At 30.0% G+C, this 24,785-nt stretch carries 24 protein-coding genes and 1 tRNA gene; all 25 read right to left on the bottom strand.

What is annotated here, in order from left to right; all coding sequences use genetic code 11:
* Window positions 1–1,091, bottom strand: a 1,091-nt coding sequence (locus ACWI69_RS09100; protein ID WP_448821527.1) for a U32 family peptidase, incomplete at its 3' end; no start/stop codon positions are given.
* A 16-nt stretch (window positions 1,092–1,107) separates the two neighbouring features.
* The gene (gene dnaB, locus ACWI69_RS09095) at window positions 1,108–2,448 is read right to left on the bottom strand and encodes a replicative DNA helicase (RefSeq protein WP_448821526.1); all 1,341 of its coding nucleotides are present in this window, start codon (window positions 2,446–2,448) and stop codon (window positions 1,108–1,110) included.
* 6 nt (window positions 2,449–2,454) lie between these two features.
* A complete protein-coding gene (gene rplI, locus ACWI69_RS09090) occupies window positions 2,455–2,901 on the bottom strand; it encodes a 50S ribosomal protein L9 (RefSeq protein WP_448821525.1) in 447 nt (148 codons plus the stop codon).
* A 19-nt stretch (window positions 2,902–2,920) separates the two neighbouring features.
* Entirely contained in the window at window positions 2,921–3,718 is a 798-nt protein-coding gene (locus ACWI69_RS09085) for a hypothetical protein (RefSeq protein ID WP_448821524.1), read from the bottom strand.
* A gap of 57 nt (window positions 3,719–3,775) precedes the next feature.
* Window positions 3,776–5,233 (bottom strand): DNA polymerase III subunit gamma/tau, encoded by a 1,458-nt coding sequence (gene dnaX, locus ACWI69_RS09080; RefSeq protein ID WP_448821523.1) that lies wholly within the window; start codon window positions 5,231–5,233, stop codon window positions 3,776–3,778.
* Window positions 5,234–5,256: 23 nt separating this feature from the next.
* Window positions 5,257–6,648, bottom strand: a complete 1,392-nt coding sequence (locus ACWI69_RS09075; RefSeq protein ID WP_448821522.1) for a sigma-54-dependent transcriptional regulator — start codon at window positions 6,646–6,648, stop codon at window positions 5,257–5,259.
* Window positions 6,649–6,681: 33 nt separating this feature from the next.
* Entirely contained in the window at window positions 6,682–7,593 is a 912-nt protein-coding gene (locus ACWI69_RS09070; protein ID WP_448821521.1) for an energy transducer TonB, read from the bottom strand.
* A gap of 10 nt (window positions 7,594–7,603) precedes the next feature.
* On the bottom strand, window positions 7,604–8,044 hold the full coding sequence (locus ACWI69_RS09065) for an ExbD/TolR family protein (RefSeq protein ID WP_448821520.1): 441 nt from the start codon (window positions 8,042–8,044) through the stop codon (window positions 7,604–7,606).
* Window positions 8,045–8,056: 12 nt separating this feature from the next.
* Window positions 8,057–8,668, bottom strand: a complete 612-nt coding sequence (locus tag ACWI69_RS09060) for a MotA/TolQ/ExbB proton channel family protein (RefSeq protein WP_448821519.1) — start codon at window positions 8,666–8,668, stop codon at window positions 8,057–8,059.
* Window positions 8,669–8,702: 34 nt separating this feature from the next.
* Window positions 8,703–9,035: a hypothetical protein gene (locus tag ACWI69_RS09055; protein WP_448821518.1), complete on the bottom strand. Its 333-nt coding sequence runs from the start codon at window positions 9,033–9,035 to the stop codon at window positions 8,703–8,705.
* Window positions 9,032–11,887, bottom strand: coding sequence for a hypothetical protein (locus ACWI69_RS09050; RefSeq protein ID WP_448821517.1), 2,856 nt, complete (start codon window positions 11,885–11,887; stop codon window positions 9,032–9,034). Before ACWI69_RS09050 ends, ACWI69_RS09055 begins: the two co-directional genes overlap by 4 nt.
* The gene (locus tag ACWI69_RS09045; protein ID WP_448821516.1) at window positions 11,884–12,420 is read right to left on the bottom strand and encodes a DUF116 domain-containing protein; all 537 of its coding nucleotides are present in this window, start codon (window positions 12,418–12,420) and stop codon (window positions 11,884–11,886) included. Before ACWI69_RS09045 ends, ACWI69_RS09050 begins: the two co-directional genes overlap by 4 nt.
* Before the next feature lie 100 nt (window positions 12,421–12,520).
* Window positions 12,521–13,642, bottom strand: a complete 1,122-nt coding sequence (gene dnaN / locus ACWI69_RS09040) for a DNA polymerase III subunit beta (RefSeq protein WP_448821515.1) — start codon at window positions 13,640–13,642, stop codon at window positions 12,521–12,523.
* Window positions 13,643–13,658: 16 nt separating this feature from the next.
* Window positions 13,659–14,483: a sigma-70 family RNA polymerase sigma factor gene (locus ACWI69_RS09035; RefSeq protein ID WP_448821514.1), complete on the bottom strand. Its 825-nt coding sequence runs from the start codon at window positions 14,481–14,483 to the stop codon at window positions 13,659–13,661.
* Window positions 14,484–14,566: 83 nt separating this feature from the next.
* The gene (locus tag ACWI69_RS09030) at window positions 14,567–15,568 is read right to left on the bottom strand and encodes an NAD(P)H-dependent glycerol-3-phosphate dehydrogenase (protein ID WP_448821513.1); all 1,002 of its coding nucleotides are present in this window, start codon (window positions 15,566–15,568) and stop codon (window positions 14,567–14,569) included.
* 13 nt (window positions 15,569–15,581) lie between these two features.
* Window positions 15,582–16,184, bottom strand: coding sequence for a glycerol-3-phosphate 1-O-acyltransferase PlsY (gene plsY / locus ACWI69_RS09025; RefSeq protein WP_448821528.1), 603 nt, complete (start codon window positions 16,182–16,184; stop codon window positions 15,582–15,584).
* 11 nt (window positions 16,185–16,195) lie between these two features.
* Window positions 16,196–17,557: a 23S rRNA (uracil(1939)-C(5))-methyltransferase RlmD gene (gene rlmD / locus ACWI69_RS09020; RefSeq protein WP_448821512.1), complete on the bottom strand. Its 1,362-nt coding sequence runs from the start codon at window positions 17,555–17,557 to the stop codon at window positions 16,196–16,198.
* A gap of 18 nt (window positions 17,558–17,575) precedes the next feature.
* The gene (locus tag ACWI69_RS09015; protein ID WP_448821511.1) at window positions 17,576–17,848 is read right to left on the bottom strand and encodes a hypothetical protein; all 273 of its coding nucleotides are present in this window, start codon (window positions 17,846–17,848) and stop codon (window positions 17,576–17,578) included.
* A gap of 18 nt (window positions 17,849–17,866) precedes the next feature.
* Window positions 17,867–18,805 (bottom strand): 16S rRNA (cytosine(1402)-N(4))-methyltransferase RsmH, encoded by a 939-nt coding sequence (gene rsmH, locus ACWI69_RS09010; RefSeq protein ID WP_448821510.1) that lies wholly within the window; start codon window positions 18,803–18,805, stop codon window positions 17,867–17,869.
* Between the two features lie 48 nt (window positions 18,806–18,853).
* Window positions 18,854–19,108, bottom strand: coding sequence for a YggT family protein (locus ACWI69_RS09005; RefSeq protein WP_448821509.1), 255 nt, complete (start codon window positions 19,106–19,108; stop codon window positions 18,854–18,856).
* A gap of 9 nt (window positions 19,109–19,117) precedes the next feature.
* Window positions 19,118–19,687 (bottom strand): CDP-diacylglycerol--glycerol-3-phosphate 3-phosphatidyltransferase, encoded by a 570-nt coding sequence (gene pgsA, locus ACWI69_RS09000; protein ID WP_448821508.1) that lies wholly within the window; start codon window positions 19,685–19,687, stop codon window positions 19,118–19,120.
* 24 nt (window positions 19,688–19,711) lie between these two features.
* Entirely contained in the window at window positions 19,712–21,052 is a 1,341-nt protein-coding gene (gene rimO / locus ACWI69_RS08995) for a 30S ribosomal protein S12 methylthiotransferase RimO (protein ID WP_448821507.1), read from the bottom strand.
* Between the two features lie 96 nt (window positions 21,053–21,148).
* Window positions 21,149–23,260 (bottom strand): polyribonucleotide nucleotidyltransferase, encoded by a 2,112-nt coding sequence (pnp, locus tag ACWI69_RS08990; protein WP_448821506.1) that lies wholly within the window; start codon window positions 23,258–23,260, stop codon window positions 21,149–21,151.
* A gap of 161 nt (window positions 23,261–23,421) precedes the next feature.
* On the bottom strand, window positions 23,422–24,639 hold the full coding sequence (locus ACWI69_RS08985; protein WP_448821505.1) for an FtsW/RodA/SpoVE family cell cycle protein: 1,218 nt from the start codon (window positions 24,637–24,639) through the stop codon (window positions 23,422–23,424).
* Between the two features lie 41 nt (window positions 24,640–24,680).
* Window positions 24,681–24,756: transfer RNA gene (locus ACWI69_RS08980), tRNA-Asn, on the bottom strand.
* Window positions 24,757–24,785: the final 29 nt, after the last annotated feature.

Below are 24,785 nucleotides of genomic sequence, written 5' to 3'. Positions count from 1 at the left end.
ATCACTATCACTCTAGGCTTTCCTGAAGTGGTTATAACCTCTAAAGACTCTCCAGTTAAAACCCTATTTCTAATTCCTAAAATATACTCATTTTCATTAATTTTTTCCTCTATTTTGGCTACTAATTGATGTGTCTGGCTATAGGAATTTCTATCATTATAATTGTTAGCTTCCGCTCCCGGTTGTCCATGATAAAATCCTTGTGTATATGATCTATTCGAAGTTGATTGAATCTCTTCCATCCAAGTTGGATCATATTCATATTCTCCAGCATAATATTTATTTATAGCCTCTTTATATACTTTTACAGCATTCGAAACATAATAAATTCCCTTCATTCTTCCCTCAATTTTTAAGGAGTCCACCCCTAAATCGAGAATTTTATCTATGATTTCTATTGTACATAAATCTTTTGAGTTGAATATATAAGTTCCTCTTTCATCTTCATAAACAGGCATATATTCATTTGGTCTTGTCTCCTCAACTAAATTATATTTCCATCTACATGATTGAGCACAATCGCCTCTATTTGCATCTCTACCAGTCATATAATTACTCAATAGACATCTTCCTGAAATTGACATACACATAGCACCGTGAACAAATACTTCCAACTCTATATCTGGCACTTTGGCTCTTATTTCGGCAATATTGTCCAAAGAAATCTCTCTTGCTAAAACTACTCTTTTAGCTCCTAAATCTTTCCACATTTTTACTGAACGCCAATTCGTGTTACTTGCTTGAGTACTCACACTTATATTCAAATTCGTATGCTCTTTCACAACTTGGAATACTCCTAAATCTGCAACAATTACTCCATCCACTCCTATTTCTTCCAAATATTTTACATAATCTGGTAATAGCTCTAATTCATTATTATGAGGTATTATATTAAGAGCCACGTATACTCTTTTTCCCATTGAATGTGCATATTCAACTGCCTCTTTCAACTCCTCATCATTAAAGTTATGACTTCCAGCTCTTAGGTTAAACATTTTTCCACCCAAGAATACTGCATCCGCTCCATAATGAAAAGCCATTTTTAACTTTTCCATATTTCCTGCTGGAGCTAATAATTCTGCTCTTTTCATCTTTTTTCTCACCTTTCTATTCGACCTTAGTTGTATAGTCTCCAAACTTAGTAATTTCATGGAAGAATTTCAAGTTCACAGTCCCAACTGGTCCATTTCTTTGTTTTCCTATGATAACTTCTGTTATACCTTTTTGTTCTGATTCATCATTATAATAATCATCTCTATATAAAAATACAACCATATCAGCATCTTGCTCAATTGCTCCTGATTCTCTCAAGTCTGATAGCATTGGTCTTCTATCAGCTCTTTGCTCTGGCGCACGAGAAAGCTGTGATAATGCAATTATCGGTATATCTAACTCTCTAGCTATCCCTTTTAATGACCTCGAGATATCTGAGATTTCTTGCTGCCTATTATCAGATTTTCCACTTGTTCCTTTTATAAGCTGTAAATAATCAATTAAAATCATATCCAATTTTCCAGCAGCTTTTAATCTTCTAGCTATAGATCTAATTTCTAAAACATTTACATTGGGAACATCAGCTATATTTATTTCAGCATTTGCTAATTTACCACTAGCAATTCCCAATTTTCCCCAATCATCTTCACCTAGAAATCCATTTCTAATTTTTTGTAATCCTATACCAGCCTCTATGGCTAAAAGCCTTTGTAATAATTGTGAGCTGGACATCTCTAAACTGAATACCAGAACTCCTTTTTCAGCTTTCATAGCTGCATTTAAAGCTAAGTTTAAGGCGAAAGCTGTTTTTCCCATAGACGGTCTAGCCGCTAAAATTACTAAATCTGAGGGATGAAATCCACTTGTCATTTCATCAAAATGTTTAAAACCACTCGAAATTCCAGTTGTTACCCCTTTGTTTTGTAAAAGCTGTTCCAATCTTTCAAATTCATTTGTCACAACTTCCTTTAAACTAACAATATCTTTTGACTCTTTACTCTCAGCAACTTTAAATATCATTCCTTCAGCTCTATCTAATATAGTATCCACATCCTCATATCCTTCATAAGTCATCTCTACTATTTTAGTACCAATATCACCTAATTTTCTTAAGGTTGCTTTTTCTTTTATGATTCTTGCGTATGTCAAGATGTTTGCTGCCGTCGGCACTTCTTCTATAATCTCATAAAATATAGCTTCTCCACCAATATCATCAAATTTATCTTTTCTTTTTAATCGATCCATAACTATTATTGGATCTATCGACTCTCCAGAGCCATATACTTCCTGCATAACTTCAAAAATTAGTTTATGCGCCATTTTATAAAAATCACTTGCGGTAATAATCTCTATTACCTCACTAAAAATGTCTGATTTCAAAAAAATACCACCTAGAACTGACCTTTCAGCCTCTAGGCTGCTTGGAATTTTTCTAAGTTTTTCTATATCTTCCATATTTCACTATCCTTTTATAACCACTAAAACCTCAGCTTTTACATCTGTATGTAATTTAACAATCACTTTATGTTCTCCTAAGCTCTTAATAGTGCACTCTATTTTTTTTCTATCTATATCTAATCCAAACTCTTTTTTTAATTCAGAAGAAATTTCCTTATTTGTTATTGCTCCAAATAATTTCCCATTATCGCCTATCTTTCCAACTACCGATAACTTTTTGCTTTCTAATAGTGCTTTTACTTCTATTGCTTTCTTTTTATCTTCTTCAGCTTTCTTAGCATCTCTAACTTTTTTGTTCTCTATCTTTTTCAGTTCCTCTGGAGTTGCTATAATTCCTTTATTATTTTTCAATAGGAAGTTTTTTGCATATCCCTCAGAAACAGTAACAATCTCCCCTTTTCTTCCTTGCCCTGCCACATCCGCTGTTAAAATTACTTGTATTTTTGACATAAAAACTCCTCCTAATTATTTATGATTTTACTATTTTGATTTTTATTCCACTAGCTAATGCTCCAAAAATAAATGCAAACTCTGGAGATATTAATCCTAAGAATACTCCAATCACAAAACATAACGATTGCTTTTTTACTTTTTCGTATAAAATATTTGCAACTATCTTCATAAAATACATTATATAAACAATTTTTAATACTTCTAATATATTAGTTACTAAATTTCCTCCAAAAGAAGTATATTTTCCTATGAAAAATATGCATATATAAGGAATTAACCATAAATATGATACTTCCCATCCAAAAAAATCTTCTTTATGTAAAAAGTAATATACTAAAAATACCGTCATATTCAAATACGCAAATACTAAATAGGTAAAATTATTTTTAATATACTTAAATGCCATATCTACTTCATATTGACTGAATGTTGTTTTCTGTAAATATAAATTTTTTAATTGTTCAAACCCTGCATTTAAAGTTACTCTATTAAAATATATATATATACAAATTCCAGTTCCAATCAATAAGCTTATTATAAAAATTTTATCAAAATACTGAATATTTTTACCATATTTTTTTAGTATATAATAAAAAATTTCTATTGAAATAAAAACTCCAACATAAGTAACTAGAAAGTGTATATCTATCCAACCTATAGCAGCTAAAGCAACTATATTGACTATAATTTTAGTTTTCAAATCCGCTTTTTCTAATTTTTTAATTTTATAATATGGTAAAACCCAACTTAGAAATGGCATTGAAGTTGAAACTAAAAACAATGCTGCTATTATTATTCCTGTTATTAAAAACATTAATCCTCCTAAAACTTTATCAGGGTAATTATACCATAAAGGTAGAGTTTTGTTAAGCTATATTATTTCTCCACCAAAAAAATCTATTATTTTTTTAGAAAAATCCTCATTCTCTACTCTATCTTTATTTTTATTAACCTCTTTTAACTCATATTTTATCATAATTCTTGATTTAAGAACTTTTCTTGCTACATCTAAAAATAAACTTCTATAAGGTTCCGTTTCCATCATATTTTTTGCGAACCTCTGATCTTCTGAAAATCCAATTATTAAAGTATTGTTAGAAAAATCTTTGAAATAAGCTTTAATTAAAAATGCTCCAAAAGTCATCTTCACTTTTTTTGATTCTTCTACTATTCTATCCCAAGATTTTTTCACTTCATCATAAGTTATTTTAGATGTGCTGTCTAGAACCATTTCACCTTCTAAAATATCAACTGTACTTTTATCTATCTCTTGAACTTTTTCTATAATCTTTTCAACTACAATCTCTTTTTCTCGTTTTTCCGTTAATCTATTTAAGATAACATATCCAATTAGTCGCTTATCTTCTTCATAACGAAATCTTGATAAAATGTCATAGACCGTATCAATTATTTCTAAACCTCTTTCCGTCCCTAAGTCACCTTTAACAACTCTATCTTTAACCCTTTTTGCTAAATCTTTAAAGAATAACTCTATATCTATAGAGTTTTTCCATATATCCTCTAAAAGTTCAACTCCTTGAAATCGGTTTTTAGTTTCTACAACTTCTATAAATAAATCTATAGTTTTTAAAGGTGTTATTCCTAATACATCCTCAGTTTTCTCAATTATGATGCTCTTTTCTTCTGTATTTATCATAAGTCTTTCAAGAATTGATATAGCATCCCTCATACTTCCACCAGAAGCTTCATAAATAGCTACTAAACTGGCCTCATCTATTTTATATCCTTCATTATCTACTATATACAATAATTTTTTCCTCATATCTCTATAGTTAACACTTTTAAAATCATATCTTTGGCATCTTGAAATAATAGTGGGTAAAATTTTATCAGGTTCTGTTGTAGCTAAAATAAATAAAACGTGCTCAGGTGGCTCCTCTAAAGTTTTTAAAAGAGCATTAAAAGCTTCTTTAGTTAACATATGAACTTCATCTATTATGTAAACTTTTTTTCTTCCTTTTGTAGGGCTATAATTTATCTTTTCTTTTAATTGCCTTATCTCATCAATTCCTCTATTTGAAGCCGCATCTATTTCTATTAAGTCTAAAAAGTTTCCTATTGAAATTTCTTTACAGTTTTCACATACGTTACAAGGAGTATCTGTTATACCATTCGTTAAACAATTTAGCCCCTTTGCCATAAGTCTAGCTATCGACGTTTTTCCTACACCACGAGGTCCTGTGAATAAATAAGCATGTGCTAATCTATTAGATTTTAGAGAGTTTTTCAAGGTCTGTACAATCTCCTCTTCTCCCGCAATCTCTTCAAATCCCTTAGGTCTATATTTTCTATATAATGTTACGTGCATTTTTCCTCCTAAAGTCTAAAGACCTACTCTAAACCATAGTTATTCATCTTCGTTCTCAATGTATTTCTTGTTATCCCAAGCAATTCGGCTGTCTCAACTTTCTTACCACTTGTTATCTCTAAAACTTGACGTATTACCTCTTTTTCAACTTTAGATATTATTATTCCATAGTAGTTATTTTGTTTATTATTTTTTAGGCCCAAAAGTTCCCCTTCTATCCAATCAGTCAATATCCAACTTTGATTATCACCTTTTCTTTTGGAAATTTTATTCCCTGTTACATTTCCCGGAAGCTCTTCAATCAGTATAGAACTTCCTCTACAAAGAGCCACTGCTGATTTTATAGCATTCTTCAATTCATTTACATTTCCTGGCCAATCATATCTCATTATTTTTTTTAATGCTGGCTTGCTCACACCTTTTACAGATTTATGTAGTTCCTCATTGCAACTAGACAAGTAGTGATCTATTATAAAAGGAATATCATCTTTTCTGTCTCTTAGAGGTGGGATATTGATTTCTAGAATCTTTAGCTTATTATATAGCTCATCAATAAATAGCTTTTTATTTATTAACTCCTCTAAATTTTCGCTTGTAGTAGCTACTATTCTTATATCCATCTCGATAGGCTCCGATCCACCCATTCTGAAAAACTCACCCTCTTGCAATAAATATAAAATCTTTGATTGCATATCTAAACTTAAAGATTCTATATTTCCTAAATGCAATGTTCCTCCATTTGCTTTTTCCAAATCTCCTATTTGTAAAAATGCTGCTCCTTCAAAAGCCCCTTTTTCATAACCAAACAGCTTTCTTTCTAAAAGATTATTTTGAAAAGATGTACAATTTACGGATAAAAATGGTTTTGTAGACCAGTCACTGAATTGATGAATCGCTGTTGCCACACTGCTTTTCCCAGTTCCTTTCTCTCCAACCACTAAAACTGGAATTCTACTATTAGAAACCCTTCCTATCATCTTATATACTTCTACAATCTCTTTTGTTTGACCTATTAACTTATCCCCCGTATTTTTATTTCTATCTACTCTTTCAGCTAAAAGTTTATGGTCTTTCACTGCTTTTTCCAAGATTTTATTAACATCTTTTGGACTGATTGGCTTCAAAATATAATCATAAGCCCCAGCTTTTATTACACCTGCAACTAACTTTAAATTTGAAGTTTCTCCCATTATTATAATTACTGATCTTTTATGTGTTTCCGTAATTTTTTTTACAAGATTTACTAGAGCGTCTTGTTGTAAATTTGTTTCATCTATCACAACCGCTTCATACTTTCTTTCTTTTAATAGTTCCATAAAAGAAGTTATATTTTCTGCAAATCTTAACTCATTTTCAAAATTACTTTCTAACTCATCTTTTAATTCATTTTCTAATCTAAATCCTAAAAGAGTCAAATCTCTTCACCATCCTCTAATTTTTACTTCTAGTTATGACGTTCCCAAAAGTTTAAAGCTGTACTCTAAATTAACATTTCCTTTTATATTCAATCCATTTTTTGTTAAATAGATTTTCCAAGTTCTCGCAATCTCCTCTATAGCCATATTTATTTCTGGAACTCCACTACCCTTTTCTATAAATACTGACGCAACTTTCCCTGTCTCATCTATCTGTATTTTTAACAATACTTTTCCTTGCATCCCTCTCAATTGAGCAGCTTCAGGGTATCTAGGCTCTCTATTTGCTTGGTCCCATTTAGCAACAACATCTCCATCTTCCACGCCCAATCTATATCCACTAGGAAGTCCATCAACCCCATTTTTTTCTACCATAGTTTTGAAACCAAACTCCTCCTCTTCCTCTCCTTGAAAAGGTAAGTTTTTAGTATTATCGGCTAACTGAGAATCTATTGTTTTATCTAAAACTATATCGTCTTTTGAAATTGTTATATCTTTTACTGGATTCACTAAGTTTTTTTTCTCAGCTTCTTGTAACTCTTTTTTATTTAATAATTCGTTTTTTAAATCACTATCTATCTCTCTAACTGAAGGTTTATCAATAGCTAAAAACTCAGTTTCTCTTTTAGAAATACTTTTTGCTAAATCATCCAATGATAATTTTTTAGTTTCCTTTGGTATTTGCTTTTGCTCTACTGGTTTTACTTCCTCTTTTTTTACAATCTTTTTCTCTTCCTTTTTTTCCTCTTTCACAGGAGTGACTTGTTTTTTAGGTTCTGGTTTTGTTGTTATTTTTTTAGTATTTGTTTCAAGGCTCACCAAACCAACTTTTAATTTTTTATCAACTATTTCATCTATTTTAAATCCAGGAATTAAAAATAAAATAAGAAGGTTTATAACTACTGATGCTATAAATATTTTTAAATCATTATTTTGTCTATTCATAGATCTGCACCTACTTTCCAGGCGAAGCTGTATCTATATCTAAAGAAATAGCTCCTGCCTCTTTAGCCGCCGTCATCGTATCCACAATTATACCATGATTAACACTTTTATCAGCACTAATGATAACATTTTTATCTTCTGATTCAATAAGTCTCTTTGCTAATTCCTCTTTTAAATCTTTAACACTTACTTTTTCCCTCTTACTTTTACCTTTATCTTTATAACTTATAAAAAACTCTTTATCTTTAGTTACAATAACTTGTAGCTCATTAACTGGCTTAGTACTTTTTACCGTAGATGTAGGTAAATCTATCTTTATACCACTGTTAACATCTTCAAAAGTTGTAGCAACTAAAAAGAATATTAATAGTAGAAACACTACGTCTATTAAGGGAGTTAATTCAAGTATTAAAGAATTACCTGATCTTCTTTTAATTCTATTAAGTTTCATGCTCCCCCTCCTTTATTTTCTGAAGTAGTTTATTAACTCTGCACTACCTTTTTCCATATCATTAATTTGATCGTCAATTTTTTTATTAAAATAATTATAAAAAATAATTGCTGGAATCGCTACAAATAATCCACCTGCAGTTGTCAATAGAGCTTGAGATATACCACCTGCCAATACAGACGCATCTCCTGTACCGTGTAATGATACAGCTTGGAAAGCCTTTATCATACCTGTAACTGTCCCTAACAAACCAATTAGCGGTGTTGTATAGGCAACAACCGATAAAAGCCACATATTTCTTTCTAACTTTGGAACTTGAGCTAAAGCAACCTCTCTAGCTTTTTCTTCTAAAGTTTCTACATTTGTACTTCTTGTTTTATACCAATAGATTAAAACTTCTTTTATAACCTTTGCTGTTGAACTTTTTTGATTACCTAAAGTTGTAATTGCTCCCTTAATATCATTTTTTTCAATTGCACTACGTAATATAGGCCTTATTCTAGACATATCTATATTTTCATTGACTTTAAAATAAATTGCCCTCTCTATTATCACATATAATCCTAATATTGACATAAATACTATAAAGTACATAAGTATTCCACCATTAACTAACCAGTACATTCTATAGACCTCCTAATCTTTTATATTGTAATTTTTATAATGCTATACCTAATGTAACTAATGCAACTACTCCTATTATATACTTCCAAATTGGAGTTCCACTATCAGTTTCAGTTAAACTTTTATTCATAGAATCATTTGTTTCATTTATTTGAATAACTTGTTTTTGATCTTTAAACTTATCAGCTGTTATATTTTTATCATCAATCTTTATAACCTTTTTTTCCAATTGTACATTACTTTCTTTTGGATAATTTTCTAGCTGCTCTTTATTTACACCAGTTACCTGTTTATCAATAACAACATCCTCATTAGCAAAAATCCCCAAAGATAAAATCATTAAACTTGTAACAACTAATTTTTTCATATGTTCTCTCCTCCGTTAAAAAAATCTTTATATTTTTCAGAAAGCTTTAAATTCTCTTTCCTTAACTGCTCATAATACTCTTTTGCTAGATCTTTTTTTTCAATTTTTAAATTTAAAAATATCAATTTTTCCAAGAAATAATCTTTATTTTTGCTCTCAGTTTTCAATAATTCGTCATACTGTGCTATAGCATCCTTAAAATTATTTAAAGTCTCATAACCTTCTGCTGATCTTATTTTTGACTCTAAAGCATACTCACTTGTAGGGTATAATACATACAACTTTGTATAATTTCTTATTGCTTCTTTCGTAAGTCCGGTATCTTTTTCTATATTAGCTGTTTGATATAACGCTTTGTCTTTATATGCGCTATTATCTAAAGCTAATACACTTTCATAATATTCTTTTGCCTTTGGAAACTCCTTCTTAGAATAGTAATAATCCCCTAATCCAAGTGCTCCAAAATCTTTATAGTCATTAGTTAACACCAACTTTTCAAACTCAATTTTTGCATCATCTAATTTTTGTTCTCTTTGAAGATGTTTTGCCATATAGTAACTTTTTTTATCGTCATTAGTGATTTTATTTATCCATTCTAACTCTTTTTGAATATTTTTTGTATTTTCCGACAGTTCTATTATTTTTATAAGAGATTTTTCTTTTAAAACATCATCTTTTGTTTCACCATATAGTTTTTCATAAGTTTTTAAACTATTTGTATTGTTTCCTTGGAGACCATACAACTCTCCCTCCATTAAAAGAATATTATCTTTTAGTTTTGAATTTGGATATAGATTTAAAAACTCTTTGCTTTTACTATCAAATTCATTTGTATCTTTTAGTAAATATAAAGATGAAATTTCCCAATATAGTCCTTTTTCTCTATATTCTGGATTTTTTGAATCTTGTGCACTTATTTTATATGCATCAATAGCATCTTTATATCTCTTTTCACTATAATAAGTTTCTCCTATTTGAAATTGTGCATAATCTCCTAAATTTGAAACTAATTTTAACTTTTCAAAATATTCTCTCGCTTTCTCTGGATTATCAAGCCTAAAATAACTGATTGCAACTTTATCCACTACATCTTCCAATGCATACAGATTATCCCCTGCTATATAAGCCTCTCCTGAATTTATTACATCTGAATACTTTTCCCATAAAAAATAATTTTTTATTATATTGTATTTTGACTTTTCATAAAGAGACTTATCAACATTCTCCCCACTATCTACAATTTGGTTAAAATACATTTCAGCTTCATCATATTTTCCCATTCCCATAGTGGCAATTCCTTTTTGATAAGTATTTTCTAAAGAAGCATCTTGAATACTTAAATAATGCATTACATCAGTATATCTTTTTTGAGAAATCATCAATTCTATTAAGTTAGATACAATCTCTGAATCTCTATTTGTCGCTAAATAATTCTCATAAAGATTTATAGCTTGCTCCCCTTTTCCTTCCGCTAATAGGTTATCTGCTGTTATTATAGTTATATTTTTCTTATATTCTTGATCATTTGGATATTTTGTATTATATTCTTTTATTAAATTATTTAACTTTGTTCTATCCTTTATCTTGCTCAAAGTCACAATCATTTTATAAAGTGATTCTTTATTTGGTGATATATTATAATTTTTAGCATAGTACTCTTCCGCTATCTTAAAATCGTTTTCTTCAAAAGCTGATGTCCCTACCAAATTATTTATAGCAATTTCTTCTTCTCTACTCAAATTTAACCCCACAACTAAATTTCTATTATTTAACACCCATTTATAATTTTTATTTAGATATTCAATTGATAATTGGTAATATATACTCTCATTTTTATATTTTGTTGGATATAATTTTCTAAAATTTTCTAATGAATTTTTATAGTCTTTCAATCTGTATTGGGCTAAAGCTATTCCATACCATACATCTATATCTTTATTTGTTATTTTATTGTAATAGGATAGTGCAACTTCATTTGCACCTCTAACCAAATAAAAATCTCCAAAACTTTTCAAAGCTGTGTTATAAAGCTTTTGTTCTGATGACAAACTAGACAATATACTTTCAGCTTCTTTAGCATTTCCCTGCTTTAAATAAATTTCTATCATTGTTAAAACTGATAAGGTTTTATACTCTGAACTGACACTACTATTTCTTACTTTTTTAAAGTAATCTAAAGCTTTTAATGATTCATTTGTTTTATAGTAAGATGAACCGTATAGATAGTTCACTAAGTCTTTATTTGTACCAACCTTTGTTCCCTTATAATACTCATCTAAGTAAACTATTGTTTTTATATATTGAGAGTTATTATATGCCGCTAAAGCAAGGTTCAGTACGATATCTTCATAATTCTTCCCCTGAACACTGAGAGCATTTGATAGTTCTTTTTGTGCTCTTACATAATCTTTATTATCGATATACCCTTTTCCTATTGATAATAAAGCCTCTTCATAGTCATTTTTTCCTTCTGAACTCGTTTTAACTATTAAATTTGCTGCTTTAGATGCAGTATCAAAATCTTTTAAACCTACATAAGATTTAGTTAAATATAGATAGATATTATTGCTTTCACTTTGGTTCAATTTTAAATCTTTTAAACATGCATTTAAAGTATTTATTGCCTCTTGATATCTTCCTTCTACATAATAAACTTGTCCCATTCTTATTTTTATATTTTTTATATATTTAGAACGTGGATATTTTGTTATAAAATTGTTAGACTCTTGAAGTGCCATTGAGTATTTTTTTTGAATAAATAATTCATCCAAAAATTTAATGTCCTCTTTCTCTGAGGCAATTAATCCAGAACATATTAAAAGTCCGGCAATAAATAGTTTTAATTTTCTCACGTTGTTCCCACCTCTCTCAATACCTTTCTTATCTCATCCACAGCTACCCTTGTGTCTTTACACGCTGTATTTACAATTCTATTAAAAATCCCATAAACTGGTATTGGAAATGCATCTCTAATTCCAGAAGTTAAATCTCTCTTACACGCTATCGCAATCACCAAACTGGGCTTTTCTTCTTTTAAATATAATCTAGCTAACGTTCCACCAGTAGCTACCTTTATACCAATATGTTTAAACTCCTCTTTCAATTTCAAAATCTCAGATATATCACATAATCCACACATTTTACAATTTTCAATATTATTTGTTATTTTTAAATTACATTCATATTTTTGTATGCAATGAGGTAATAGTATTGCTATTTTTTTTATATTTTTTTTACTTATTTTTTTTAATACTCTTCTATTATTAAAATCTATAAATTTTTTTGCACTATTATTATCATATGGATTTTTTATTATATATTCTAGTAGTAAATATTTGAAATACTGAAGTTCATATATAAATTTTAGTATATAAAATTTGCTCATTATTTCTCCTTAAATGAAAAAATATTATCCAAATTATACCACAAAGAATTTATCTTTGCAAAATAAAAACTAGCTCACCCTGCAAGCTAGTTTTTATAATCTAGTCTTTCAAAGCTAAAGGCATCACTATATAAGTATAATTATCTTCTTCTATATTTCTTGTTCTTACAGCACTATTAGGTGTTGTAAATTCCAATGTAATAATATCTCTATCACTTGATTGAACAAATTCCAATAAGAACTTCACATTTAAAGAAATTTTTAGATTATCTCCTTCATAATTTACTTTTGTAACTTCTTTAGCCTTTGCAATCTCTCCTACTCCTTCGATTTCAATCCTATCGCCAGATAAGGTAAATATTGCTCCAAATTTTGATTCTGAATTATTTTTTACAAAAATCTGAATTCTTTTTAACATTTTTTCGAATTCAACTCTATCTATCTGTAATTTTTTATTATATCCGCTAGCCTCTAGTATTGTTTTATAATTTGGAAATGGCAAATCTATAACTCTACTCACTATTGATATATTTCCTAATTTAAAATATAGTTGCTTATTTTTCTGTGTAAACTCAATTTCCTCTTCATTCCCGTTTCTTAATAACTTAGACATTGCATCTATTGTATTTATTGGAATGCTCACTTTGAAAGTACCTTCACTTTCTAAGTAAAAATGTTCTAAATATGTTAATCGATACGTATCTGTAGATATAAATTTAATTTTATTATTTTCAATCTCTACTCTTATACAATTTATTGATAAATTATCACTAGACATTGAGGCTGAAAACTTCACTTTATCAAAATAATCAGCCAACTCTAATTTCTTTAATTTGAATTCAAACTCTTTATCTTCTAATTCTAATTCTTGAATTTTAGGGAACTCTTCAGCATTCATTAAGATAAACTCCGAAGCTGAATCCACTGTTTCTATTGTTAGAACATCCTCTTTTATATTTAAAGTAATCTCTTCATCTCTAATTTCTTTTAAATACTCTTCTACTAAATTATGTTGAAAAACAGCCTTCCCTTCCGCTATTACATCACATTCCATGTGTGTTGATATTGTCAGTTCTAAATTCGTTCCACAAAACCATAATTTACTTCCTCTTGTTTCCATGTAAACATAAGAGATTATTGGTCTAATTTTATTCTCATTAATCGCTTTTTCTACTATCTTTATTTTTTTTAGAAATTCTAATCTATTAACTTTTAAAATCAATTTAACCTCCTTGCTTTTAATAGTAATAGTTTCCTTTTAGTAAGTCACTATAACGTATTCTTAATTTTTCTAATGTTTTTTGTTCAATCTGTCTTACTCTTTCCCTTGTTATGCTAAAATTTTGACCTATATCTTCTAAAGTATGAATTTGATTTCCATCAAATCCAAATCTAAGCTTTAATATCTGCTTTTCTCTATCATTTAATTTATTCAATATCTCTTTTATCTGAGCCATGCTCATCTCTCGAATTAAATTATCCTCTAAATCATTATGCATTTCACTCGCTATGGTATCCTCCAGACATATGTCCTCTCCTATTGGAGAACTAAGAGATATTGTTTCTTGAAACTCCATCATCAAATCTTGAACTTTTTCTAAGTTTATATTTAAGCCATCCGATATCTCACATATGCTTGGATAATCACCTTTTAGCATAACTGTATCCATTATAAATTTATTTATTTTATTCAACAGATCATGCTTGTAAGATGGTATCCTTATCTCTCTCCCTTTGCTTATTATAGCCTTACTTATAGCTTGCTTAATCCACCAAACAGCATAGGTCGAAAACCGATATCCTTTTTCTACGTCAAATTTTTCAATTGCATGAATCAATCCAAAATTTCCTTCGCTGATTAAGTCTATGAAACTCATACCTTTACTACCATATTTTTTAGCTACATTAACCACTAATCTTAAATTACATAAAATTAATCTTTCTCTTGCTTCGATATCACCATTTTTTGCTCTTCTCAAAAGTGATATCTCTTCATCTTTTCCTAACACTTCATACTCTTTAATATCATCTAGATAAAACGAAACTAAATCTTTTTCTGTCATACACACCCCATACCCTCATTAGTTATCTTTTTCTATTTTGAATCTCCGTGTTGCTATTTGATTATTTATTTGTAAATTATTTTTTAGTAAAACTCCTCTTTTAACTCTCTTGTCATCAATTCTTTAACCTTTTCTTTTGTATCTGCTCCCTCGTATATTATTTCATAAATTGCTTCAACTATTGGCATACTTATTCCCAACTCTGATTTCTTAGTATATACAGCTTTAACTGTAGGGACTCCTTCAGCAACCATAAGCATACTATTCAATATATCTTCTATTTTTTCTCCCTTGCCAAGTCTCTCTCCAACATACCTATTTCTACTATGTTGACTAGCACACGTCACAACTAGGTCCCCAATCCCAGTTAGTCCTGAAAATGTTCTTTCATCAGCTCCCATAACCTTACCGAATCTTATCATCTCCGCAATTCCTCTTGTTACCAAAGCCGCTTTAGCATTATCTCCATAGCCTAGTCCATCCGCTATTCCAGCTCCTATTGCTAAACAATTTTTTACAGCTCCTCCCAGTTCAACACCAGCAATATCCTCACTTACATAAACTCTAAAGTTTTCAGTATTAAACAGCTCTTGAACTTTTTTAGCATTATTTAATTCACCAGCAGCAACTATTGTTGTTGGTAACTCTTGAGCTACTTCTTCTGCATGAGTTGGACCAGATAAAATTACTATATTTTTGTGATATTTACCTTTTATCTCATCTTTCATAACATTTGAAAGTGTCTCTCCACTCAAAATCTCTATTCCCTTAGCTGTATTTATTAAAATCATATCCTCTGTAATCTGTGGTGATAATTTTGCTATTACTCCTCTTAATACCTGTGACGGTACAGAAAAAATAACATATTTAACATTGGTTAAAAGTCCATCTAGTTCCCATGTAACTTTTAAATTCTCTGGAAACTTTATCCCTGGAAGCAATCTTTTATTTTCTTTTTCAAGATTTAATTTCTCAGCAATCTCTTTGTTATATTCCCACATTATAACTTCATAACCTTTTTTTGCTAAAACCATTCCTAATGCTGTTCCCCAGCTTCCCGCTCCTATTATAACTACTTTCTCCATTTAATTTATCTCCTTACTTTAAATTAAATTTATTTTCCTTTCCATCCATAAGTCTTTGGATATTTGCTTTATGTTTATAAATTACAAATATTCCTACTATTAAAGATATTATTACCAATGGTATTCTAGGAACTCCCTCTTTCACAGGCATAAAATATGCTAAAATAGGTAATAACCCAGCACACACAACTGATCCTAAAGAGATATACTTACTGACTCCCACTATCAAAATAAATACTAATATTAAAATCCCCACAACTTTTGGCATTAAAAAAAGAAAAACACCTAAGCTTGTTGCCACTCCTTTTCCACCCTTAAATTGTATAAAAAATGAAAAAGTATGAGCTAATATAGCTACCAAACCTAACAATATAATATATATTCCACCTATAGCAAATAAACTTGCCAAATAAAGTGGAATATATCCTTTTAAAGCATCCAACATTAAAACCATTATACCATACTTTGGACCTAAAATTCTATAAGCATTTGTTGCTCCAGAACTTTTACTTCCATATTCTCTTATATCGATATTTTTAGTCACCTTACCTAACCAAACACCACTAGGAAATGAACCAAATACATATGCTATTACTACAAATATTAAAAATTTCATCATAAAGCCTCCTATTTTTTAATTAATCTTCCCACTACTTCAATGTGACTTGTTTGAGGAAACATATCCACTGGCTTTACTCTAACTAATCTATATCCTTCCTTTTCTAAAACTTCTATATCTCTAGCAAAGGTAGATGGATTACAAGATATATACACAATCTCCTCTATTCCCACTTTAGATATATCTATTAAGCTTTTTTCGTCTACTCCTTTCCTTGGTGGATCTAAAATTATAGAATCTATTTTTTCTATTTCCACTAACTTTTCTAACTCCTTATTCACATCTCCACATATGAATTGAATATTTTCTATGTTATTCTCTTTTGCTGTTTGAATCCCATCCTTTACAGCTGATTCAACAATTTCGATAGAATAAACTTTTTTCGCTTTTTTTGATAAAATCATTCCAATTGTTCCTGTTCCTGCATAAGCATCTATTATTCTTTTATTTTCTATGTTTTCAAACATACCTATAGCTAAACTATACAATCTTCTAGTTTGTTCTAAATTAATTTGGAAAAATGATGCTGGCGATATATTAAAATGTATATTGTCGATATATTCTTTAATTGTTTTTTCTCCATATATAAGAATATTTTTATCTCCCAAAGCTACATTTGTCTTTCTATCGTTTAATGACACATATACGGATTTGATTTCTTCAAATTTATCTGTCATTTTTTTTAAAATACTTTTAATTTTTTCAGAAACCTTTATGTCATTTATAATTAATACTAGCATTGCTTCATTAAAAGAATTAGTTCTAACCATAACGTGCCTTAATATCCCTATATGCTTTTTTTCATCATATACTGTCACTCTATTCTCATTCAAAAGATTTTTTAATTCTGTGATTATTTTATTCCCTAGTATAGAGTTTAACATATTATCTTCCACTTGAAATACATCATGACTTTTCCTTTTAAAAAACCCAGTTATAATTTTATTTCCACTGAAAGAAAATGGCTCAATAACCTTATTTCGATAGTTTTTTTCTACAGGAGATTCCAGAGTCTCTTCTATTAAAACACCACTATTTTTTCCTATTCTTCTTACCACATCCTCTACCATCTCTTTTTTATATTTTAACTGAGCATTGTAGTCTAACATTCCAAAATCACACCCTTGAAAATCTTCAAAGGTTACATGATTTAAACTTTTAATTCTATCAGATCCAGGAGTTATAATCTCCTTTATCAAAGCTCTTCCATAGCTTTTTTTTAAAGATATTATTTCAACCTTTAAGGTATCTCCTGGCACAGACATAGGTACAAACATAGCAAATTCATTATTATAATAACCTAATCCTTCTCCACCATACACTATTTTTTCTATTTTTATCTCAACTATTTGTCCTTTTTCCAACTTCATAAATACTCTCCTTTATTTTTAAAAAGAGCTATCATCTATTTTAAAGAAATTTATTTTTTCAGAAATAACCATATTTTTTTCTTTATTCATCTCTTGCTCTATTTTGCTTAAATCCATAAGTAAATCATACTCATATATTCTTTTACTTCTCTCTTTTTCAAGCTCTCTTAACTCTCTTTCAAGCTTCAAATTACTTTTTTCCAAATATGAAATTGTTCTTATAAGGTACCCATAAAATGACCAGATTAAAATTATACCAACAAGTGTCAATAAAACTTTTTTTCTCTTCATTAGGTCCTCCTTCTATTTTTATAATTTTTCAATGATTCTCAATTTAGCTGAATGTGCTCTATTGTTAAATTTTAATTCATCTTCACTTGAAGTTATCGGCTTCCTATTTACTAATCTTCCTTTAGGTTTTTCATTACACACACATATTGGAATCTCTTTAGGACATTTACATCCTGTGCATAAATCTCTAAACATATTTTTTACGATTCTATCCTCTAAAGAATGGAATGTAATTATTGCTAAACGCCCTCCCTTTTCTAAACTATCAAAAGACTTAGTTATCGCATTTTTTAATACATCTAACTCTCTATTAACTTCAATTCTAATGGCTTGAAAAACTTTTTTAGCAGGGTGTTTTTCACTTCTTGGAGGATAGGCTTTTCTTATTATATCAACAAGTTCACCGGTTGTCTCAATAAACTTTTCTTCTCTTTTTTGACAGATTAATCTAGCTACCTTTCTAGCAAATCTATCCTCTCCATATTCAAAGAAAATTCTAACTAATTCTCCCTCTTCGTAATTATTAACAACTTCATAAGCTGATAATTTTTCCTCTCTATTCATTCTCATATCAAGCTTTGTATCGTATCTATATGAAAATCCTCTTTCTGGATCATCTAATTGAGTTGATGAAACCCCAATATCCATAAGAATTCCTGTAACCTTATTAACACCAGCCATATATAAAACTGTTTCTATATTTTCGAAATTATTTTTATATACCGACCATTTTTTCCCATATTTCTCAAGTCTTTTTTTAGCAAACTCTATCGCTTGGTCATCTTGATCTATAGAAATCAATTTTCCTTTCTCGCTGATCTCTTTTAAGATACCTTCAGAGTGTCCGCCTCCTCCTAAGGTACAATCAACGTATACGCCATCCCTGTCTGTTATTAAATTTTCTAATGTTTCATAATATAAAACTGGTATATGATATTCACTTTCTATGTCGTGCATTTTATTCCTCCTACAAAAAATAGAGAAGCCACTGGCTTCTCTATTCTATTATAATAAATAAAAAATAATATATCTTAGAATCTTCAAAGCAAAGTAAGCTAATACTGGCGATAAATCTATTCTAATGTTTCCCATCGGTATTAACGTTCTAAAAGGTTTCAAAATTGGCTCTGTTAAAGTATAAATAAGATTTGTAAAATCATTTCTTGAATATGGTGCTAACCAAGAGATTAGTATTCTTATCAATATAAGTATGTTTGCAATCTCGAAAGCTAAATTTATAATTCTGTAAATTAAACCCATGTTTTCTCCTTATTCCTCTCCTAAAAAATAGTGTTTTGCTTTCACTGAATATTCCCATCCAGACCAAATAGTTAAAATAACTGGAATTAATGTCATATAATAATATATCGTTTTATATAAACTTTCTTTTTCAGGAGCATTTCCTAATCCAAAGAACAGCATAATTATAATTACAATCATTTGAGTTGTCGTTTTATATTTTCCCAAAATTCCTGCTGGAATCACTTCTCCCTTTGCTGCAGCTATAGTTCTTATTCCACTGATTAAAAATTCTCTCGCTATAACAACAATAGACATCCACGCTGGAATATAATCTAATTTTACAAAGATCACTAATGCTGATATAACAAGTATTTTGTCTGCCAAAGGATCCATTATTTTTCCCAAATCAGTTATTAAATTATATTTTCTCGCTATATATCCATCCAACCAATCTGTCAGCGATGCAAAAATAAATATACCAAAAGCTATCATTCTGTATAAAGTATGATGTGTAGTTCCTGCTGATTCTTGTAAAAAATATATAAATGGTATTGCTAATATTAATCTAATTGCTGTAAGTTTATTTGGCAAATTCAAGATTGATTCCTCCTTATTTTAAGACTATTTTATTTCGTTTTCTACAATTGCACCTATATAGTCATATTCAAAATTTTGTTCTATTTTTACTTTTACTATTTCTCCTTGCTTTGCAGTCCCGTCATTTGTTAAAACTTTTCCATCTATATCTAAGGCTTGCCCTCTAGTTCTTCCCTCTAGCATAAACTCACTCTCTGAAGAAATACCATCTATCATCACTTCCACAATTCTACCAATCATTGCTCTATTTTTCACTTCGGCTATTTCAGCTTGTAAATTTATTAACTCTGCCCATCTTTTTTCTTTTATTTCTTCTGGCACTTGATTCTCTAAATCATACGCTACAGTTCCTTCTTCTCTAGAGTACTTAAATACTCCTACATAATCAAACTTAAATTCTTTTATAAACTTTTTTAGCTCTTCAAAATCTCCCTCTGTTTCTCCTGGAAAGCCTACAATTACAGTAGTCCTAATTGTTGCATCAGGAATTTCGGTTCTTATTTTATTTAAAATAGATTTTATATGATCTCCTGATTTCGCTCTAGCCATATTTTGTAATATATTTCCAGAAATATGTTGAATTGGAACATCAAAATACTTGCATATTTTAGGTTCCTTTTTTATAACTTGAATCAATTCATCAGTCAATGAATTAGGGAACATATAATAGCATCTAATCCACTCAATTCCCCCCACTTTTACTAACTCTTTTAATAAATCTGGCAAAGCTTTTTTCTTATACAAGTCAATTCCATATTCTGTTGTTTCTTGAGCTAATAAATTTATTTCTCTTACTCCATTTGCGGCTAAAGTTTTTGCTTCCTCCACAATATCCTCTATTCTTCTACTTCTCAGTTCTCCTCTAAGCTGAGGTATAATACAGTATGTGCATCTTCTATTACACCCTTCGGCTATTTTTAAATAAGCTGTGTGAGGATTTGTCGTCAATATTCTTTCTGTCCCTGCATCAGCTAAAAATTCAAATGAATCACACTTTACAATCTTAGAATCTTCTAAAATTGTATCTACAATCTCTTCTATCTTATGAATTTCACCTGTTCCCACTACAGCATCTATTTCTGGAATTTCTGCTATCAATTCGTCAGCATACCTCTGTGCTAGGCATCCCGCAACAATTATTTTTTTTAGATTTCCCATTTTTTTCTTTTCTGCAACTTCCAATATTGCCTGTATAGATTCTTCTTTGGCATCTCCTATAAATCCACATGTATTTATTAAAACAACTTCTGCTTCATCCAAGTTATTTGTTATCTCAAAACCTTTTCTAGCCACCATTAACCCTATTAAATGTTCACTGTCAACTAAATTTTTGCTACACCCTAAACTTATTAAACCTAATTTCATTTTTACCATCCTTCATTTTTATTACCTTAATGTTTCTCATATGGAAAAATAACACAGAGGTTGAAGTCCTCTGTGTTATCCCCCTTAATTTTAAAATTATTCAGCTGTCATTTCCTGTAATAATTTCTTTCTACTCAAACTAATTTTTCCATTTTCTGTAGAAATTACTTTTACTTCAAATGTGTCTCCAACTTTTAATACATCTTCAACATTAGCTACTCTTTCTAAAGATATCTCTGACACATGAAGAAGACCCTCTTTTCCAGGTAATATTTCCATAAATGCTCCAAATTTAGCTATGTTTACTACTCTTCCCAGATATACCTCTCCTACCTCAACATCTTTAACATATCCATTTACTAATTTTATAGTTTCTTCCAAAATCTCTATTCCCTTACAGAAAATAGATACTCTACCATCATCTTCAATATCAATAGTTGCACCAGTAGTTTCTATGATACCCTTTATATTCTTTCCACCAGGTCCTATTAAAACTGCTATCTTATCCTTAGGAATTACCATTTGGTGAATTCTCGGAACAGTCGGTGCTAACTCATTTGTATTTGATATTGTATTATTCATTAAATCCAATATTTGTAATCTAGCATCTAAAGCCTGTTTTAAAGCTATTCTCATAATATCTTCTGAGATTCCTGCTATTTTCATATCCATTTGTAGTGCTGTTATTCCAACTTTAGTTCCCGCAACTTTAAAGTCCATGTCTCCTAAATGGTCCTCTAGTCCCATTATATCTGTTAATACAACATAGTCATCATTTTTTTTGATCAATCCCATTGCAATTCCAGCTACGTGCTCCTTAATTGGTACTCCTGCGTGCATCAATGCCAATGAACCACCACAAATAGATGCTTGAGATGATGAACCATTAGATTCCGTTATCTCCGAAACTAATCTAACCGTATACGGAAAATCTTCTACTGAAGGCATCACATAGCTAAGTGCTCTCTCTGCTAAAGATCCATGTCCTAACTCTCTTCTTCCAGGAGCTCCCATTCTTCCTGTTTCTCCAACTGAATATGGTGGGAAATTATAGTGTAGATAGAATTTTTTGAAATACTCTTCGTCTAATCCATCAATTAATTGTTCATCCTCTTTAGTTCCTAGAGTAGCCACAACCAAGGCTTGTGTTTCTCCTCTTGTAAATAAAGCTGATCCATGCACAATCGGCAAAACATTTACTTCCGCTGCCAAGTCTCTAATCTCTGTTGTTGCTCTTCCATCCACTCTATGCTTATTATATAAAATAGCATCTCTAACTTGCTCTTTCATCAAGTCATGATAATATTTTGCAAATTCTGCTATAACATCTGCTGGAATCTCTTCTTCACCAAAATTTACATTTACAAACTCTTCAAATAAAACTTCTTCCAACTTATCTACAGCTTCTTCTCTAGCTTTTTTTCCAGTTGTTAAAACAGCCTCTTTTAATTTAGTAGCTCCATTTTGATCAATAAAGTTTTTAACTATCGGCATTACTTCAGGCGCTTGGAACTCTATTTTCTCTTTACCTACTAAAGCTTGAAACTCCATTTGGAACTGACATAACTTCTTTATATTGTCATGAGCAAACATTATAGCCTTCAACATTGTTTCCTCATCAATCTCTTTTGCTCCTGCTTCAACCATATTAATAGCATCCATACTCCCTGCTACTGATAAATCCAACTCACTCACTTTCAATTGCTCTGGTGTTGGATTTAAAATAAACTCTCCATCTATCATTCCCACTACCACTCCAGCCACTGGTCCCATGAATGGAATATCAGATACTGTCAGCGCAATTGATGATCCTACAATTCCCATAAAATCAGGAGTACATACTCCATCATATGAAAGAGTTGTATTTACAATATGAACATCATAGTGAAATCCTTCTGGGAACATTGGTCTTATTGGTCTGTCTATTAATCTAGCTATCAACGTTGCATTTGTTGATGGTCTAGCCTCTCTTTTATTAAATCCTCCTGGAAATTTTCCAGCCGCATAGTACTTTTCTACATAATCTACTGTTAAAGGAAAAAAATCAATCCCTTCTCTAGCATTTTTGCTTCTATTAACTGTACTCAGTAAAATTGTATCTCCATATTGAACCATCACAGCTCCGTTTGATTGTCTTGCTATTTTACCAGTTTTTAACGTTAACTGTCTTCCACCTATCTCTAAGCTTAAACTTACTTCATTGAACATTAAGTCTCCTCCTCCTAAATTGGTAGAGGATAAATATAGCAAATAATAAGGAACTAAAACTAAAGATTTTTAGCTTTAATCTCTTACCACTTACCCTATATTTATCCTCTATACTCTTACATTAAAGTATATCATTTTTACATATAAAAATCAAAATATATTTATTCAATATTCATATTATGAATTAAACCTAAAGCAATTCCCATTGTTACCATTGCACTCCCCCCATAACTAAAAAATGGCATTGGTAATCCAAAAACAGGTAACAACCCTACTGCTACAAATATATTTATTATTACTTGAGTTATTATTTGAGCTCCCATTCCCAGTGCTAAGTATTTTCCAAAATAATTTTTACATTCTCTTCCTGTTACCATTATAAAATGATACAATGCAAAAAATAACCCAACAACCACAAACATACCCATTATTCCAAACTCTTCCCCAAAAGTAGCCATTATAAAATCTGTATGTATCTCTGGAAGGTAACTATACTTTTGAACCCCATTAGCATATCCTTTTCCAAATAACCCTCCACTACCAAAAGCATAAACGGATTGTTTTACTTGATAACCGTAGTCATCAGAATAATTTCCAAAAAATAATCCATCTATATAACTTTTTATTCTCATTATTTTATAGGAAGCCCCTTCTTCACTGGCGTATTTATAAACTGCTGCTAGCCCACCTATACCTACTATTCCTCCCAAACAACTCACTCTTAAAACCCACTTATCTTTTAATTTACTCATAAACACCATAAATAACCAAATTGCTAAATAGTGAATCGCTGTCCCCATATCTTTCTGAGCTAAAATTAATACCCCATAAATTCCTAAGTATATTGAAGCATTCATTATTGTCAGACTTTCGCTCAAATCATTATCTTCTGCTCTCGCCAAGCAATTTGCCATATTTATAACAAATGCACATTTTAAAATTTCAGCTGGTTGAATAGAAATTGGTCCTAAATTTATCCAGCCATAAGCTCCGTTTATTTGAGGAATAAATGACAAGTTCATTTTTCCACCAATATACATTCCTAATAAAATAAAAACACTTGTTAAAAAAATAAATCCATTTACCTTTCTATCACTTAAAATTTTATACGAAAATTTTAATCTTTTTATCTTTTTAGCATTACCAATAAAAAGATATATCACAAAAAAAATTAATATATACATAAAGTGCTTCTTTATGTTTGTAGGCTTCATATAAAAAGCTGCACTAACCATATTAATTGAACTTAAAACCATCAATACTACTATTACAAAAAACATTGAAAATCGTCTTTGCTTTAATTTAAACACTCTATTTTTAATTTTTTGCTGTTGATTTTTTAAATTTTCTTGAAAAAATTGTCCAGTTGTATTTTCCATTTGAATACCCTCCTTAATTTTTTTTACAAAAAATAAAAAAATGGCGCTTCTTGCTGGGCTCGAACCAGCGACAACACGATTAACAGTCGTGCGCTCTACCAACTGAGCTAAAGAAGCACATTTTTTAAGATTGGCAACTTCCTATC

The organism is Cetobacterium sp. (assembly GCF_977044495.1).
The sequence above is the reverse complement of the archived record's forward strand: the minus strand, read 5'-3'. Positions and strand labels throughout refer to the sequence as shown.